This is a genomic window from Streptomyces sp. VTCC 41912, from assembly GCF_045799175.1.
Classification (GTDB): domain Bacteria; phylum Actinomycetota; class Actinomycetes; order Streptomycetales; family Streptomycetaceae; genus Streptomyces; species Streptomyces albulus_C.
In genome coordinates this window covers 20,228-36,158 of the sequence record NZ_JBJMAB010000019.1, presented here as the reverse complement: position 1 = coordinate 36,158, position 15,931 = coordinate 20,228, and the positions used below count along the sequence as shown (strand labels likewise).

Here is a 15,931-nt window from a genome sequence, read left to right as displayed (position 1 = left end):
GCCGGCCCGCCCTTTCGCGCCCCGGTGCATCCGCCCGTTTGTTCGGGCGGGCGCCCAGTGGAGTGTCCCGTCCCGATAGGCTGGCGGGATGACGCGTGCCGAGCAGCCAACGGTCGTGACCCCCACCGAAGACGCCCTCGCAGCCGATTCCCGCGAGCGCGCCGTACGCGCCCTGCTCCGCTTTCCCCCACTGAAGCGGTTGTGGAGCGCCCAGTTCGTCGGGGGTGTCGGCGATGCCCTGTCCTTGCTGGTCCTGGTACTCCTCGCCCTCCAGGCGGCGTTGTACGTACCGCTGGGGGGCCAGGCCGTTTTCGGCGGTGGCTATCGAGGGGCAGCCCTCGCGGTCACCGCGGTCCTCGGCGTGCGGATGCTGGCGACCCTCCTCTTCGGGGCGGTCCTGTTGGGGCCGCTGTCCGCGCTGACGGCGCCGGACGGGCCGCTGGACCGCCGCTGGACGATGATCGCCGCGGACGGGCTGCGGCTCGCGCTGCTGGTCATCGCCCCCTTGTGGATCGACTGGACGCCCGGCAACGCCCTGGCCTGGCTGCTGGTGACGGCCTTCGTCACCGGCGTCGCCGAGCGCTTCTGGACCGTCGCCCGGGAGAGCGCCGCGCCCGCCCTGCTGCCGGCCCCGCCCCCGGAGGGCGCCGCCGTCCGGCCGCTGCCCGACAACATGGACGCGCTGCGCCGGCTCTTCCTGCGCACCGGTTTCGTCGCGCTGCCGATCGCGGCCGCCGCACTGGTGCTCTGCGCCCTCGTCGGGAAGCTGCTGGGGACCGGGGTGGAGTGGTTCCACCTCCACCAGGCGGCGCTCGGCTCGTACGTCGCGGCCGGCCTGTTCGCCGCGTCCATCTCGATCCTCTACTTCATCGAGCTGCCCGGTGGGCAGGCGCCGCGGCCGCGCTCCCCGTTGGAGGGACTGCGCCGCCCGAAGACCACCTCGGCCACGGCCAAGAACGGCACCGCCGCCGAGAAGGGCCGCACCGGCGCCATCCCGCTGCTGGTGCTGGCCTGTGCGGCAGTGGCCGCCGCGATCACCGCGGCCGCCGCGCTCGGCGTCCTGCACGCCGTGGACCTGGGCGCCGGGCCGGCCACCTACGGCCTGCTGGTGCTCGCCCTGACCGGCGGCACCGCCCTCGGCATCCGCGGTGCCCAGAAGGTGCTGCCCGGCTTCTCCCGGCGCCGGCTGCTCGCCCTGGCGGTCGCCGCCACCGGGCTGCTGCTGCTCGCCATGGGGCTGGTGCCGGACACCACGACGGTGCTGCTGCTCGCGCTGCTGGCCGGGCTCAGCGCCGGCGTGGCCGCCAACACCGGCCACGCCCTGCTGGACCAGGAGACCGAGGAGGCCCGCACCGCCCGGACCACCGAGCACCTCCAGGCCGTGGTGCGGCTGGCCATCGGGCTGGCCGCCATCGTCGCGCCCCTGCTGGCCGGGCTGATCGGCCCGCACCAGGTGGGCAGCGGTGCCTTCGTCCTGGCGCACGGCGGAGCCGCGTACACCCTGATGCTGGTCGGCGCGCTGCTGCTGCCGGTCGCCGCCTGGGTGCTGGGCAAGACCGACGACCGGCAGGGCGTCCCGCTCCGGCACGACCTGCGGGAGGCGGTCAGCGGCGGCGACCCGGCGCAGGCCACCGCGGCCACCGGCTTCTTCATCGCCCTGGAGGGCGGCGACGGGGCCGGCAAGTCCACCCAGGTCGAGGCGCTGGCGGAGTGGATCCGCGGCAAGGGCCACGAGGTCGTGGTGACCCGCGAGCCGGGCGCCACCGCCATCGGCAAGCGGTTGCGGTCGATCATCCTGGACGTGTCCACCTCCGGGCTCTCCGACCGGGCCGAGGCGCTGATGTTCGCGGCGGACCGCGCCGATCACGTCGACAGCGTCGTCCGGCCCGCGCTGGAGCGCGGCGCCGTGGTCATCACCGACCGCTACATCGACTCGTCGGTGGCCTACCAGGGCGCCGGCCGCAACCTCGCGCCCACCGAGATCGCCCGGATCAACCGCTGGGCGACCGGCGGCCTGGTCCCGCACCTGACCGTCCTGCTGGACATCGCCCCGGACGCGGCCCGCGAGCGCTTCACCGAGGCCCCGGACCGCATGGAGTCCGAGCCCGCCGAGTTCCACGAGCGGGTCCGGAGCGGCTTCCTCACCCTGGCCGCCGCCGACCCCGCCCGCTATCTGGTCGTCGACGCCGCCCAGGAGCCGGAGGCCATCACCACCGTCCTCAGGCACCGGCTCGACCAGGCGCTCCCGCTGTCCGAGGCCGAGGTCAAGGCCAGGGAAGAGGCCCGCAAGGCCGCCGAGGAGGAGGCCCGCCGCAAGGCCGAGGAGGAGGCCGCGCGCAAGGCCGAGGAGGAGCGCCGGGAACGGGAGCGCGAGGAGCAGCTCGCCAAGCTGCGCGCCGAGGAGGAGGAGCGCAAGCGGCAGGAGGCCGAGGAGGCCAAGGCCCGAGAGGCCGCCCGCCAGGCCGAGGAGGCCCGCAAGCGCGCCGAGGAGGCCCGTCAGGCGGCGGAGGAGGAGCGCCGCCGCCGCGAGGCGGAGGAGCAGGCCCGCCTGGCCGAGCAGGAGCGGCTGCGCAAGCAGCACGAGGAGGAGGCGCGGCTGCGCCGGGAGGCCGAGGAGCGCCGCCTGGAGAAGCAGCGCAAGGCCGAGGAGGCGCTGGTGCGCGCCGAGCAGGCCCGGGTCGCGGCGGCCGCCGCGGCAGCCGCGGCGGCGGCGCAGGCCAAGGCGGAGGCCGCCGAGGCGGCGGAGGCGCCGACCGCCGAGACCGACGTGACGCAGCTGCGGAAGCGGATCGCCGAGGAGGACGGGCCCTCGGGTGCGGCCTCCGGGCGCGGCGCCGACTCCGCCTCCTCCGGTGCCGATGCGGACGCCGAGCGGACGGCGGCGCTGCCCCGCCCCGAGCCGCGCGACGCGCACGGCCCGGCCGACGAGACGGCGGTCCTGCCGTCCGTACGGGACGACGCCCACGACGCCCGCCGGACGGGCGGTGCGGACTCCGAGGAGACCGCCGTGCTGCCGTCGTTCCGTCAGGACGACCCGGCGGACCGCGTGCCGCCGTGGATGTTCGCCCGGGAGAACGGCGCGGAATCGGAGCACGGCGCGGCCGACGGCGGCGCCGAGCGGACCCGTGAGCTCCCGCAGGTCGACCCCGAGACCGGCCGCCCGGCCCAGTCCGCGCGCAGCGGTCGCCCCCGCCCCGAATGGGCGGAGGAGACGCCGCTGGACGACCTGCCGACCCTGGCCGACGAACTCCTCGGGCCGCACGCGGACGAGGACGCCGACCGCGGCCCGGGCGGGAACGGCCGCCGCCGGGGCCGGCGCGGCTGACCCCGCCCGGACCGGAAGCACCGGCACGAACGGCCGTGGCCGCAGCCCTCGCGCTGCGGCCCCCCCCCCCCCCCCCCCCCCCCCGCCCGTTCCCCGTTCCCTGTTCTCCGGGCGGGGCGACGCCCCGGCGTGGGCGGGGTTGTCGGTGGGTTGCACCACAATGGGTAGGGCGCGGGTCGACACGGCCGCGTCCGGGCGGGCGGGGCACGGCGACCGGTCGTCGGCGCGGCGCCTGCGGGCGCACGGCCACGGTCGCACGCCGCGGTCCGCGACGGGCCGTGGGGCCGTGCGGTCGTCGCCGCGCGCCGTGCGGCGACACGAGCAGCACCCGCGGCGAGGGCGCGCCCCAGGGCACCCCTCCCGCACCACAGGCGAACGGACAGGACGGCAGCAGCGATGGCGGTATGGGACGACGTGGTCGGCCAGGACCGGGTGACGGAGCAGCTCGCCGCGGCCGCACGCGACGCGGACGCCCTCGTGGCGGCCGCGAGCGCCGGCCCGCGGTCGTCGGCCGACGACGCACCGCAGGAGGCCGCCGCACCGGAGCGCGGCGGCACCTCCCAGATGACGCACGCCTGGCTGTTCACCGGCCCGCCCGGGGCCGGCCGGGCCACCGCCGCCCGGGCGTTCGCGGCCGCCCTGCAGTGCGTCAGCCCGGACCGCGCCCTCGGGGGCGCCCCCGGCTGCGGCTTCTGCGACGGCTGCCACACCACGCTGGTCGGCACCCACGCCGACGTCGAGATCGTCCGCACCGACCTGCTCTCCATCGGCGTCAAGGAGACCCGTGAACTGGTCCGCCGGGCCTCCCTCTCGCCGGCCGGCGGCCGCTGGCAGGTGATCGTCCTGGAGGACGCCGACCGCCTCACCGAGGGCGCAGGCAACGTCCTGCTCAAGGCCGTCGAGGAGCCCGCCCCCCGCACGGTCTGGCTCCTGTGCGCCCCCTCCATCGAGGACGTCCTGCCCACCATCCGCTCGCGCTGCCGCCACCTCTCGCTGCGCACGCCCCCGGTCGGGGCGGTCGCCGAGATCCTCGTCCGGCGCGACGGCATCGACCCGGAGACGGCCGACCGCGCGGCCCGCGCCACCCAGGGCCACATCGACCGGGCCCGCCGGCTGGCCACCGACGAGCGGGCCCGGTCCCGCCGGGCGGCCGTCCTGAAGCTGCCCCTGCGCGTCGACGACGTCGGTGGCTGCCTGAAGGCCGCCCAGGAGCTGATCGACGCCGCCGGGGAGGACGCCAAGCAGGTCGCGGAGGAGGTCGATGCCAAGGAGACCGAGGAACTGCGTGCCGCGTTGGGCGCCGCGGCCGGCACCGGCGGACGGTTGCCCCGGGGCACCGCGGGCGCCATGAAGGAGCTCCAGGACAAGCAGAAGCGCCGCTCGACCCGTACCCAGCGCGACAGCCTCGACCTCGCCCTGGTCGACCTCACCGGCTTCTACCGCGACGTGCTCGCCGTCCAGATGGGGGCCTCCGTCCCCCTCGCCAACGACGAGGTCGGCGACAGCCTCCGACGCATCGCCTCCACCTCCACGGCCGAGGGCACCCTGCGTCGCATAGAAGCGGTGATCGCGTGCCGGGAAGCCCTCGGGCGCAACGTCGCACCCCTGCTCGCCGTCGAGGCCATGACGGTCGCGCTCCGGGCCGGCTGACCAGCGCACCGTCCGCCACCGCCCCCTCGACCATCGCGCACACATCGTTGATCTATGGATACGCTCCGTAGGTAGCCGCCACGGTGGGGACGAGACGCCCGGGACGCCCGGGCTCCTGACCCGGCCCCCGCAACGGCACCCCACCCGACCCGGCCCCCCACCCCACCAAGGAGCCCCGCCAAGAAGCCCCATCGAGGAGCCCCCGAGGAGCCGCCGCCACCAGGAACGCACCGCAGGCCACCACCGGGAACACCCCTACCGGGGGATCGACACCAAGGGACCGCCATGCCGTCCAGCCGCCCGTTCCGCTCCACCACCGCCGCCGCGGCCGCTGCCGCCGCGGCCCTCGCCCTGCTGATCTCCGGCTGCTCGTCGGGGACGTCGTCCCCGGGTGACGCCGGTTCCTCGGGCCATTCGACGGAGGCCGGCGCAGACCGCCCGGCGGCCGCCGTCACCCCGCTCCAGCCGCTGCCCACGGCCATCCCGGCCAACCTCCGGCCGTACTACGACCAGAAGCTGAGCTGGCACGACTGCGGCGTGGCGGGCTTCCAGTGCGCGACGATGAAGGCCCCCCTGGACTACGCCAAGCCCGACCCGGCCACCGACCTGAAGTTGGCGGTGGCCCGCAGGACGGCCACCGGCCCCGGGCAGCGGCTCGGCTCGCTGCTGGTCAATCCGGGCGGTCCCGGCGGTTCGGCGATCGACTACCTCCAGCAGTACGCGCCGCAGCCCGCCGCCGTCCGGGCGCGGTACGACATGGTCGCCATGGACCCGCGCGGGGTGGCCCGCAGCGACCCGATCGAATGCCTCACCGACCGTCAGATGGACCGCTTCACCCAGACCGACACCACCCCCGACACCCCCGCCGAGATCAACACCCTCGTCGCCGCCTACCGCAACTTCGCCAAGGGCTGCGAGACCCGCTCCGGCAAGCTGCTGCCGCACGTCTCCACCATCGAGGCGGCCCGCGACATGGACGTGCTGCGCGCCGTCCTGGGCGACAAGAAGCTGACGTACGTGGGCGCCTCCTACGGCACCTTCCTCGGCGCGACCTACGCCGGCCTGTTCCCGACCCGTTCCGGTCGCCTGGTGCTCGACGGCGCGATGGACCCGATGCTCGACTCCCGCGCCATCAACGTCGACCAGACCGCCGGCTTCAACACTGCGTTCACGGCGTTCGCCGAGGACTGCGTGAAGCAGAAGGACTGCCCGCTCGGCACCAAGAACGCCCAGGACGCCGGCCGACGCCTCTCCGAGCTCTTCAAGAAGCTGGACTCCCACCCGGTGGACACCGGCCAGGAGCGCAAGCTCACCGAGTCCCTCGCGACCACGGGCGTGATCGCCGCGATGTACGACCAGGGCGCCTGGCCGATGCTGCGCGAGGCCATCGCCCAGGCCCAGGCAGGCAGCGGCCGCGAACTGCTCGCACTGTCCGACAGCTACTACGAGCGCGACGCCTCGGGCCACTACGCCAACCAGATGTTCGCCAACCCGGCCGTCAACTGCCTGGACCTCCCCGGCGCCTTCGCCAGCCCGAACCAGGTGGAAGCCGCCCTGCCGGCCTTCCGCAAGGCGTCCCCGGTCTTCGGCGACAACTTCGCCTGGTCGGCGCTGAACTGCGCGTACTGGCCGGTCAAGGCGTCCGGCACGGTCCACCGCATCGAGGCCAAGGGCGCCGCCCCGATCGTCGTCGTCGGCACCACCCGCGACCCGGCCACCCCGTACACCTGGGCCAAGGGCCTGGCCGCCCAGCTCTCCAGCGCCACCCTGCTGACCTACGCCGGCGACGGCCACACCGCCTACGGCCGGGGCAGCGACTGCATCGACACCGCCATCAACACCTACCTCCTGGAAGGCACCCCACCCGCCAAGGGCAAGCGCTGTACGTGAGCCACCCCACACCCGCCCCACCCCCACCGGACCCCGCATCAACCGAGTACAGAGCACCCCCCGCTCCTGTGTAGACTGGGCCGCGCAACACGCCGCCTTAGCTCAGTTGGCCAGAGCAACGCACTCGTAATGCGTAGGTCTCGGGTTCGAATCCCGAAGGCGGCTCAGCTGGAACCCAGGTCAGAGAATCTCTGACCTGGGTTTTTTGTTGTTTCCGGGGAGGGGTGGGGCACCGGATGGAGGGCTTGCTGGTGAGGGGTTGGGGAAGGCGCTGACCTGCGGAAAGGGGGGTACGGGGGGTGGTTGGAGGGGCGGGGACGGGGGTGTTCGCGTGGCGCGGGTGCCGGGATGGGGGCAGGGTCGGGAGGCAGGGCCGGCAAGGCGGTCCTAGGGGGCGTACCTGACGCAGACGGCAGCGTCTGCGGCCGAGCGACCGGGAGGCCCCGCATGGTTCGACGATCGGTGCGGGTCCGTGGGGTGGTGTGGCTCCGGCGGCCGTTGCGGGTCGCGTCGGGGGCGCTCGCGTCCGTCGTCACGTTGACCGTGGCCTCGTCCGCGCTGGCCTCCGGCCCGGACGGACAGCAACTCGCCACCCGGGGCGGGAAGGTCGTGAGCCTCCAGGCCGGGGGCAGCGCGCCGTTCGTGATCGCCCACCGGGGCGCGTCCCGGTACGCGCCGGAGAACACCCTCGCGGCGGTCGACGCGGCGTACCGGCGGGGGTTGGTGTGGGTCGAGAACGACGTGCAGCGGACCAAGGACGGTCGGCTGATCGTGCTGCACGACACCACCCTCAACCGGACCACCAACGTCGCGAAGGTGTTCCCGGGGCGGGCGCCGTGGCGGGTGGGGGACTTCACCGCGGCGGAGATCGCGCGGCTGGATGCCGGGAGTTGGTTCGGGAAGCGGTTCGCGGGGGAGCACGTGCCCACGCTCGCGGACTACCTGCGCAGGTTGGACAGCCATCGGCAGGGCCTGCTGCTGGAGCTCAAGGCGCCCGAGCAGTATCCGGGAATCGAGCGCCAGACGCTGCGCGAACTCCGGTCGCTGGGTTGGCTGGATGCCGCGCACCTCACCAACCGGCTGGTGATCCAGAGCTTCTGCGTGCGGTGCGTGAAGCGGGTGCACAAGCTGATGCCCGAGGTGCGCACGGGGATCCTGGGACGGCCGTCGCTGAGCAAGCTGCGGCGTTATGCGCGCTTCGCCGACCAGATCAATCCCCGTATGTCCGAGGTCGGTTCACGCTGGGCCCGGGTCGTGCACGGGCTGCACGGGCCGCACGGACGGCGGTTGGAGATCTACGCCTGGGACGTGGGAGCGCAGGCGAGCGTGCGGGCGGTGCGGGGGCGCGGCGTGGAAGGCGTAATCGACTGACCGATCGACGGGTCGCCCGCTTCGGGGAGCGGGCGGAGGCGGTGCGCGGGCGCGCCGGCGGGGCGGGATGCGTGCGGGAATCGTTGCGGACGTGACGGGTTGTTCGGGGGTGGGTGTTTTTTTCGTGTGTGTCGGAGTTGCGGAGGCTCGTCCGAGGGGTGCGGGTGTAATCTCCCGCCCGTGTTTTGCGCGGTTTCGTCCGCATCCGGTGAAGGTGCGGTGAAGGGGCGCGACTCCACGAGCGGCCCTGGCCGTGCGGGATTTACGGGATTCCGTCGACGCGGCTAAGGTGCCAGAGATGTTCGACGCCACACTCCCCGTAATTCAACTAAGACGCTGGATTTGGCCTGTGGGTTCCGTTTCGGGGCCCGGCATTTCGCCGCCGCATCCGGCTCCTCCGACAGGCGCGTTCCGGGAGGGCCCTTGACGAACGAGTTTCCGGCGTACGGCGAGCGGCGGGTGCCGCTTCCCGCGCCGCGGCAGATGCCGCAGGACGCGCCACCGGCCGCGGGCGCGCCCGTCGGGGCGGACGGGACGGGTGCGGCGACGGCCACGGCCACCCTCGCCCCGGTCACGCCGTCGGAGAAGGAGACCGACGCCGGCGGTGCGCCAGGCGGCCGGCGGCACGCCAAGGGACGCGCGGCCCCGACCGCGGCCGCCACCGGTCGACCGACGGGCGACGGCGCTCCGGCCAAGAGCCGCGACGCGTTCTTCGACAACGCGAAGTACCTGGCCATCGTGTTGGTGGCGATGGGGCACGCCTGGGAGCCGCTGCGCGACGGCAGCCGGTCGGCGGCGGCGCTCTACATCACCGTCTACGCCTTCCACATGCCGGCGTTCATCATCATCTCCGGCTACTTCTCGCGCAGTTTCGACATGCGCAAGGACCGGCTCCAGCGGTTGATCACCGGCGTCGCGGTCCCGTACGTCCTCTTCGAGGTCGCCTACACCTTCTTCAAGCGCTGGGCGGACGACGATCCCGGGTACCCGATCACCCTGCTGCAGCCGTGGTACCTGACGTGGTTCCTGATCGCGCTCTTCATCTGGCGGCTCACCACGCCGCTGTGGAAGATCGTGCGTTGGCCGCTGCCGCTCGCGCTGACCATCGCGGTCCTGGCGGCCGTCTCGCCGGAGATCGGTGACGACCTGAACCTCCAGCGGGTGCTGCAGTTCCTGCCGTTCTTCGTCGTGGGGCTCACCCTGCGGCCGGAGCACTTCCAACGCGTGCGCCGCCGGTCGGTGCGGATGGCCACGCTGCCGGTGGTCGCCGGTGCGCTGGTCTTCGCCTACTGGGCCGCGCCGCGGATGAACGCCGCGTGGTTCTACCACCGCGACAGCGCGCAGGAACTGGGCGCTCCCTGGTGGAGCGGCGTGGTGATGACACTGGCGATGTTCGGCTGCTCGCTGGTGCTGGTGGCCTGCTTCTTCGCCTGGGTACCGGGCCGCCGCATGTGGTTCACGGCGCTCGGCGCGGGCACCCTCTACGGCTACCTGCTGCACGGGTTCCTCGCCAAGGGCTCGCGCTTCTGGCACTGGTACGACAACGACTGGCTGCACACGCCGTGGGGGCAGGTGCTGCTGACCCTGATCGCGGGCACCATCGTCACGCTGCTGTGCACGCCGCCGGTGCAGCGGATCTTCCGGTTCGCCATGGAGCCCAAGATGAACTGGGCGTTCAAGCCCGACGCGGTGGGGATGGCGCGCCGGCGTCGCTGACGTCGGGGCGGGGAGGGCCGGGATGCGGCCGGTGGTCCGTCGGCCGGTCGGCCGGGACGGTCCGTCGGCCCGGCGTCCCGGCCCTCGCGCTCTTCGGCCCCGGCTGCCCCGGCTGCCCCGTTCCCCTTTCCTCGGTCCGGGGGCCTAGGCCCAGCCGCTGCCGGATGTCGTCCCGACAGCCGATCCGGCCCTGCGCGTGCGTCCCCTAAGCTCCCTTGCGGCTCCCCGCAGGGAGGACACCGTGACGAGGGGGAGAGGCACCATGACCGGAACCACATGGGGCGGCGAGCAGCTCGATCTGGACGCCTATCTGGCGCGCATCGGCTACGCGGGCGACCGCCGACCGACCCTGGAGACGCTGCGGGCGCTGCATGCCGCGCACAGCGCCGCCATCGGTTTCGAGAACGTGGAGATCGTGCTGGGCCGCCCGATCCTGCTCGACGTGGAGGCGCTCCAGGCCAAGATGGTGCGGCAGCGGCGCGGTGGTTACTGCTACGAGCAGAACCTCCTCTACGCGGCCGCCCTGGAGCGCCTCGGCTTCCGGGTCTCCGGGCTCGGCGCCCGGATCCGGATGGGCGAGGGCAAGGTCCGCGCGGTCACCCACGCCCTGCTGAAGGTGGAGCTGGCCGGCACGGAGTGGATCACTGACGTCGGTTTCGGCGGTGAGGCGCTGCTCGCCCCGCTCCCGCTGCGGGACTGCGTCGAGGAGGCACAGGGCGCCTGGACCTTCGGCCTGGTCCACGAGAAGGAGTCCGAGGCGTGGGTGCTGCGGTCGCGGCACGCGGACGGGTGGTTCGACCTGTACGCCTTCGGGACCGAGCAGCGCTTCCCGGCCGACTACGCCGTCTTCAACCACTACATATCGACGCACCCGCGGTCGCCGTTCACCGGCAAGATCGTGGTGCAGAAGCCGGACCCCGAACTGCGCCGCACGTTGGTCGGACGGGAGCTGACGCTGACCCGGCCGGACTGGTCGCGGGAGGTGCGGGAGGTGGCGCCGGAGGAGGTTCCGGGCCTGCTGGACACCGAATTCGGGATCACGCTGTCCGCGGCGGACGCCGAGGCGCTGGTGGCGGCGTACGGGGAGTGAGGCGGGGAGCCGGGCGGCTCGGCCGCGGTCGGGGCCGCCTGGCCTGGGCCGGCTGGCGCGGGGCACGGGGACCGGGCTCGTCGGGACGCGGACCGGCTGCGGAAGTCGGGTGTCCGGCCCGCGGAAGTCGGCTGTCCCGCCGAGGCCGGGCGCCCGTCGCCCGGTCGCGCGCACCATGTCCGCGCTACCGCGGCGCCGTGCGGCCCTCCCGCACCACCGCGATGCCCTCGATCTCCACCAGGGCCGTCTCGTCCCACAGCCGGGTGGCGCCGATCACAGCCATGGCCGGGAAGTCCCCGCCGACCAGGCGCTTCCACACCCGGCCGAGCTCCTTCGCGCGGCGGCGGTAGTCGGCGACGTCGACCGCGAAGACGGTGAGTTTGGCCAGGTCGGACGGGGCGGCGCCGGCCGCGGCCGCCACCTCCAGGAGGTTGCCGAGCGCCCGCTCGAACTGCTCGACGATGCCGTCGCCCACGATCCGGCCCGTGCCGTCGAGGGCGGTCTGCCCGGCCAGGAACACCAGTGTGCCGGGGGCCGCGATGCGCACGGCGTGGCTGAATCCGGTCGGCGGCGCGAGGTGCGGAGGGTTGATGCGCTCCACGCCGTCGTGGCCGTTGCGGTCGCCGTCGTTGCCGTCGCTCATCCCCGTCTGCTCCCCTCCGTCGCCAACTCGTAACGCACTCCCAGGGATTGAAGCGCGTCCCGCTCCTCCTGGGGAAGGTGTTCATCGGAGATGACGAGATCGAAGTCGGCCAGTGGCGCGAGTTCGTAGAGGGCCTGGCGGCCGAACTTCGAGTGGTCCACGAGCAGGACCTTGCGCCGGGCGGCGGCCATCAGGGCCCGCTTGACCAGGACGTTCTCCTGCGCCTGGTGGTAGCAGTGGCCGTTGTCGACCGCGGAGGTGGACAAGAAGGCGACGTCCGCGCGGAAGCTGCGGGCGATGTCGGCGGTGGACATGCCGAGGAAGGCGTTGAACGCCGCGTGGTACTCGCCGCCCAGCGCGATCACCCGGATGTCGGGCTCCTCCGCCAGTTCGTTGATGACCTGGAGGGAGTTGGTGATGACGGTGAACGCGCCGCGTGAGGAGAGCGAGCGCGCCAGCGGCAGCGCCGTGCTGGAGTCGTCGATGATCACGGCCTGTCCCGGCTCGGCCATGGCCAGTGCGGCCGCGCAGATCGCCTCCTTCGCCGCGACCTGCTCGTTGCCGCGCCAGCGCGCCGTGGACTCGAAGAGGGCGCTGGGGGTGGCGGTGGCCCCGCCACGCACCTTGCGCAGCCAGCCCTGGTGCTCCAAGGCGTCCAGATCGCGATGCACCGTCATCTGGCTGACGCCGAGCTCCAGGACCAGTTCCTCGATGCTCACCTGGCCCTCGGCCAGCACCCGGTCGGTGATCCGCTTGCGGCGGTCCTTGGGGCTCAGTTTGGTGACCGGCGCCTCACTCGCGACCGGGGCGTCGGCAGCCCCTTCGGTGTCGGTCAACGCTGGTCCCTTCGCGGCTCGGACGGCTCGGATGGCGTGCATGGCTCGGGTCCTGGCCGCCCGTCGGGCGGCGGCCCCCTACCCGGCGAGTTTAGGGCGTGACGGGTCCTGAGCGGCCGTGGCCAGCGGATCGCTCCCGTCGAGCGTGCCCCGGGCGCCGTAGGGCCGGCAGCGGACGAACGCCGCCTCGCGGTGGAACGGCTCGGTGCGGTGTTCCTGGACGGTCTCCCTGTGCTGTGGGTGCGCGGTGCCGTAGGCGTAGCGGCTCATCGCGGAGACGGTCCGCCATATCGAGAACGTGGCGACGAACCGGGGCGGTCTGGCCAGCGCGACGGCGGTGAGCATCGAGGGATCGGCCGCGGCCCGCCCGGCGGCGCGGGAGTTGGCCCGCAAGAACGGGACCGCGCGGCGCAACCGCAGCGAGCCGAGGGTGAGCACGGCGACCGGTCCGTCCTCGTCGCCGAGCGCGGCGTCCGGGTCGGTCTCGACCGGCAGTGGACCCCACGCGCCCAGGACCTGCACCGGCCGCAGCCGCACCTGCCAGCCGCCCGCCAGCTGCCGGGCCAGGGCGTTTTCGGCGAGGAATCGGTCCAGGGCGGCGTCGTCTTCCCACGAGGCGAGCAGTGCGGCCCGACCTGGGTGCACGGAGGGCGGGCCGGCGGCGAGGGCACCGGTGAGGGCGGTGGTGGCGAACCGCAGGCCGGGGACCGCGCCCGGCCGCGGAGGCCGACCGAGGGCGGTGCGGGCGGCGCGCACGCCGAGGTCGGCGATGTGCACGGAAACGATCATGTTGGACCCCCGTCCGTCCCGGCGCGTGACCAACCAGCAAGTTACTCACACGTATACCATGTGGTACACGACTGAGTATGCCGCATGGCGGAGACAATTGCGAGGGGGACGCCACGGCACAGTGCGCCGGATTCCCGCGCACGGGCGGGCCGCGCCTGCGCGCCCGGCACCACCGAGGCGGTGGTCGCGCCAGGGACCGCAGCAGCCGGTGGCCCGCCCGAGAACGACGAGCAGCACGCCATCCCAGAGAGCCACGAGGACGCCCGATGAACGAGATCGACCGCAGCCGCGCCGCCCGCGCGGAGGCCAGGACGCGCATCGAGGACGCGGCGGCCCGGCTGTTCGCGGAGCGCGGCTTCGCGGGCACCACCATCGGGGAGATCGCCGCCGAGGCCGGCCTGAGCAAGCCGATGCTCTACCGCCACTTCGACTCCAAGCAGGAGCTGCACCTCGTCCTGTTGGAACGGCACCGCGACGAGCTGGCCGCCGCACCGCTGCGCGAACTGCTGCACGGCGAAGGCGCTCTGCACGCCCGGATGGAGGCGATGTACGACGCCTGGTTCGGCCATGTGCAGACCCACCCGTACACCTGGCGGATGATGTTCCACGACACCACCGGCGACCCCGAGGTGCAGGCGTTCCACCGCGAACTCCAGCGCCGGCAACGGGCGACGGACGTGGCCCTGCTGCGCGAGGTGGCGCCCGACATCCCCGAGCCCGAACTGGAGCCCCTGGGCGAGGCGATCCGCAGCTCGCTCTACGGCCTCGCGCTGTGGTGGCTGGAGCGGCCCGACACTCCGCGCGCGGTCCTGGTCGCCGCGATGTCCCGCCTCACGCGCGGCCTGCTCCCGGAAGGGGCCGGACGGCAGTAGACGACACGCGGGGGCGTCCCGCCGGCCCGTCCACCCGTCCGTCCCCCGTGGTCATTTCGCGTCCGCGTAGCACTCCACCACCGCCGTGGTGAACGGGAACCGAACCGGCGTCGGGCCGAAGGCGAGCCGGCCGGCGGTCGCGGCGGCCGTCGCGACGGCCTCGGCGACCGTGCCGGCCTCCTCCGCCGGGCAGTGCACGATCACCTCGTCGTGCTGGAAGAAGACCAGCTCGGCGCGGAGGCCGGCACGGGCCATCGCGTGGCGCAGCGCGGCCAGCACCAGCAGGGCCCAGTCGGCGCCGCTGCCCTGCACCACGAAGTTGCGGGTGAAGCGGCCGCGGGCGCGCGCCGCCGAGGTACTGCCGTAGCCGGCGGGCCGTTCCTCCTCCTGGGGCAGGCCCGCCTCGTCGGGCGGTGCCACCGAGGCGGGCGGGCAGGTGCGGCCCAACCAGGTGCGCACCAGCCGGCCCTCCTCGCCGGCCCGGGCCGCGTCGTCGACGTACGCCACCGCGGCCGGGTAGCGACGGCGCAGATCGGCCATGTGCTTCAGGCCGTCTCCCGAGGTCTGGCCGTACATGGCGCCCAGCAGGGCGAGTTTGGCGCGGTCGCGGTCGCCGCCGAAGGCGCGGGCCGCCAGGTCGGCGTAGAGGTCCGCGCCGCTGCCGGCGACCTCCATCAGGCCCTGGTCGCGGGAGACCGCGGCCAGCACCCGCGGTTCCATCTGGGCGGCGTCGGCCACCACCAGGCGCCACCCCGGGTCGGCCCGCACCGCTTGCCGGATCACCTTGGGGATCTGGAGCGCGCCGCCGCCGTTGGTGGTCCAGCGGCCGGTGACCGTGCCGCCGGGGAGGTACTCGGGGCGGAACCGGCCTTCGTGCACCCACTGTTGGAGCCAGGACCAGCCGTGGGCGGTGTACAGGCGGTAGAGCGACTTGTACGCCAACAACGGTGCCACCGCGGGGTGGTCGACCTGTTGCAGCTCCCACTTGCGGGTCGAGGAGAGCGCGATCCCGGCGCGGGCGAAGGCCCGGATGATGTCGTTGGGCAGATCGGGGCGGACCCGCGCGCCCGTCCCGAAGGCCCGCGACACCTCGTCGGCCAGCTCCGCCATGCGCCGCGGTTCCACTCCACCCGGGAAGCGCTCGCCCAGCAGCCCGTCCAACACCGCGCGGTGCACGTCCGCCCGCCAGGGAATGCCGGTCCGGGACAACTCCACGGCGACCAGCATGCCCGCCGACTCGGACGCCAGCAGCAGCCGCATGCGGTCCGGGTGTTCGGCCCGCTCCGTACGGGCGAGTTGGCCGGCGTAGACCTCCAGCAGGGCGGTGAACTCGTCGGTGTCGGGCGGCAGCGGCACCGGCCCCGGCTCGAACAGGGACGGTTGGGTCTCGGCGGTGCGCAGGGGCGCGTCGGCCGGCACCGGCAGGCCGTGCAACCGGGCCCAGGCGGCAGCCAGCGAGTGGGGCTGGCCCGACTGCCCCTCCTCGTGACCGATCAGCAGCGCCTCGGCGGCCTCTACGTCGTAGCACCGCTCGACCCGCACCCCGGCCGCCAACAGGCGGCGGTAGGTCTCGGCAGTGGACCGCCACACCCACCGCTCGACCTCCGGGCGGGACCGCACCGCCCCGGCGAGCGAGGACTCCCGCACCACCGGACCGGCGGGCCGACCGTCCTGAGTGAGCGGGCAGAGACGAACACCCCCGTCGCCCGTCTCCGCAACCGCCCATCTCATGCCCCGAGTCTTGCATCA

11 protein-coding genes and 1 tRNA gene are annotated in these 15,931 nt (G+C 73.9%); 8 read left to right on the top strand and 4 right to left on the bottom strand.

The window, feature by feature from the left end; genetic code table 11:
• Positions 1–88: 88 nt before the first annotated feature.
• The 7 genes from tmk (at position 89) to ACJ6WD_RS24450 (ending at position 11,042) form a co-directional block, all read left to right on the top strand.
• Entirely contained in the window at positions 89–3,325 is a 3,237-nt protein-coding gene (gene tmk / locus ACJ6WD_RS24480) for a dTMP kinase (protein ID WP_407616486.1), read from the top strand.
• A 396-nt stretch (positions 3,326–3,721) separates the two neighbouring features.
• A complete protein-coding gene (locus tag ACJ6WD_RS24475; protein ID WP_233661833.1) occupies positions 3,722–4,975 on the top strand; it encodes a DNA polymerase III subunit delta' in 1,254 nt (417 codons plus the stop codon).
• 285 nt (positions 4,976–5,260) lie between these two features.
• A complete protein-coding gene (locus ACJ6WD_RS24470; protein WP_407616485.1) occupies positions 5,261–6,865 on the top strand; it encodes an alpha/beta hydrolase in 1,605 nt (534 codons plus the stop codon).
• Between the two features lie 91 nt (positions 6,866–6,956).
• A tRNA-Thr gene (locus tag ACJ6WD_RS24465) sits at positions 6,957–7,030 on the top strand.
• A 282-nt stretch (positions 7,031–7,312) separates the two neighbouring features.
• Entirely contained in the window at positions 7,313–8,236 is a 924-nt protein-coding gene (locus tag ACJ6WD_RS24460) for a glycerophosphodiester phosphodiesterase family protein (protein WP_233661835.1), read from the top strand.
• A 423-nt stretch (positions 8,237–8,659) separates the two neighbouring features.
• The gene (locus tag ACJ6WD_RS24455) at positions 8,660–9,952 is read left to right on the top strand and encodes an acyltransferase family protein (protein ID WP_233661836.1); all 1,293 of its coding nucleotides are present in this window, start codon (positions 8,660–8,662) and stop codon (positions 9,950–9,952) included.
• Between the two features lie 262 nt (positions 9,953–10,214).
• The gene (locus ACJ6WD_RS24450) at positions 10,215–11,042 is read left to right on the top strand and encodes an arylamine N-acetyltransferase family protein (RefSeq protein ID WP_407616484.1); all 828 of its coding nucleotides are present in this window, start codon (positions 10,215–10,217) and stop codon (positions 11,040–11,042) included.
• 184 nt (positions 11,043–11,226) lie between these two features.
• Here the strand turns inward: ACJ6WD_RS24450 and ACJ6WD_RS24445 are convergent, their stop codons facing one another.
• The 3 genes from ACJ6WD_RS24445 to ACJ6WD_RS24435 form a co-directional block, all read right to left on the bottom strand.
• On the bottom strand, positions 11,227–11,685 hold the full coding sequence (locus tag ACJ6WD_RS24445) for a RidA family protein (RefSeq protein WP_331249041.1): 459 nt from the start codon (positions 11,683–11,685) through the stop codon (positions 11,227–11,229).
• Positions 11,682–12,521: a DeoR/GlpR family DNA-binding transcription regulator gene (locus ACJ6WD_RS24440; protein ID WP_016574564.1), complete on the bottom strand. Its 840-nt coding sequence runs from the start codon at positions 12,519–12,521 to the stop codon at positions 11,682–11,684. The genes ACJ6WD_RS24445 and ACJ6WD_RS24440 overlap by 4 nt, the downstream gene beginning before the upstream one ends.
• Before the next feature lie 78 nt (positions 12,522–12,599).
• Positions 12,600–13,310: a spheroidene monooxygenase gene (locus tag ACJ6WD_RS24435; RefSeq protein WP_407616483.1), complete on the bottom strand. Its 711-nt coding sequence runs from the start codon at positions 13,308–13,310 to the stop codon at positions 12,600–12,602.
• Between the two features lie 266 nt (positions 13,311–13,576).
• On the opposite strand from ACJ6WD_RS24435, the gene ACJ6WD_RS24430 reads away from it, so the two are divergent.
• Complete coding sequence (locus tag ACJ6WD_RS24430) at positions 13,577–14,182, top strand: TetR/AcrR family transcriptional regulator (RefSeq protein ID WP_016574566.1); 606 nt, start codon at positions 13,577–13,579, stop codon at positions 14,180–14,182.
• A 51-nt stretch (positions 14,183–14,233) separates the two neighbouring features.
• Here ACJ6WD_RS24430 and ACJ6WD_RS24425 read toward each other — a convergent pair whose 3' ends face one another.
• A complete protein-coding gene (locus ACJ6WD_RS24425; protein WP_037633826.1) occupies positions 14,234–15,913 on the bottom strand; it encodes a bifunctional 3'-5' exonuclease/DNA polymerase in 1,680 nt (559 codons plus the stop codon).
• Positions 15,914–15,931 lie beyond the last annotated feature (18 nt).

Coding starts and splice junctions, on each gene's coding strand:
- tmk (WP_407616486.1), top strand. CDS start 89: ATGACGCGTGCCGAGCAGCCAACGGTCGTGACCCCCACCGAAGACGCC.
- ACJ6WD_RS24475 (WP_233661833.1), top strand. CDS start 3,722: ATGGCGGTATGGGACGACGTGGTCGGCCAGGACCGGGTGACGGAGCAG.
- ACJ6WD_RS24470 (WP_407616485.1), top strand. CDS start 5,261: ATGCCGTCCAGCCGCCCGTTCCGCTCCACCACCGCCGCCGCGGCCGCT.
- ACJ6WD_RS24460 (WP_233661835.1), top strand. CDS start 7,313: ATGGTTCGACGATCGGTGCGGGTCCGTGGGGTGGTGTGGCTCCGGCGG.
- ACJ6WD_RS24450 (WP_407616484.1), top strand. CDS start 10,215: ATGACCGGAACCACATGGGGCGGCGAGCAGCTCGATCTGGACGCCTAT.
- ACJ6WD_RS24445 (WP_331249041.1), bottom strand. CDS start 11,685: ATGAGCGACGGCAACGACGGCGACCGCAACGGCCACGACGGCGTGGAG.
- ACJ6WD_RS24435 (WP_407616483.1), bottom strand. CDS start 13,310: ATGATCGTTTCCGTGCACATCGCCGACCTCGGCGTGCGCGCCGCCCGC.
- ACJ6WD_RS24430 (WP_016574566.1), top strand. CDS start 13,577: ATGAACGAGATCGACCGCAGCCGCGCCGCCCGCGCGGAGGCCAGGACG.
- ACJ6WD_RS24425 (WP_037633826.1), bottom strand. CDS start 15,913: ATGAGATGGGCGGTTGCGGAGACGGGCGACGGGGGTGTTCGTCTCTGC.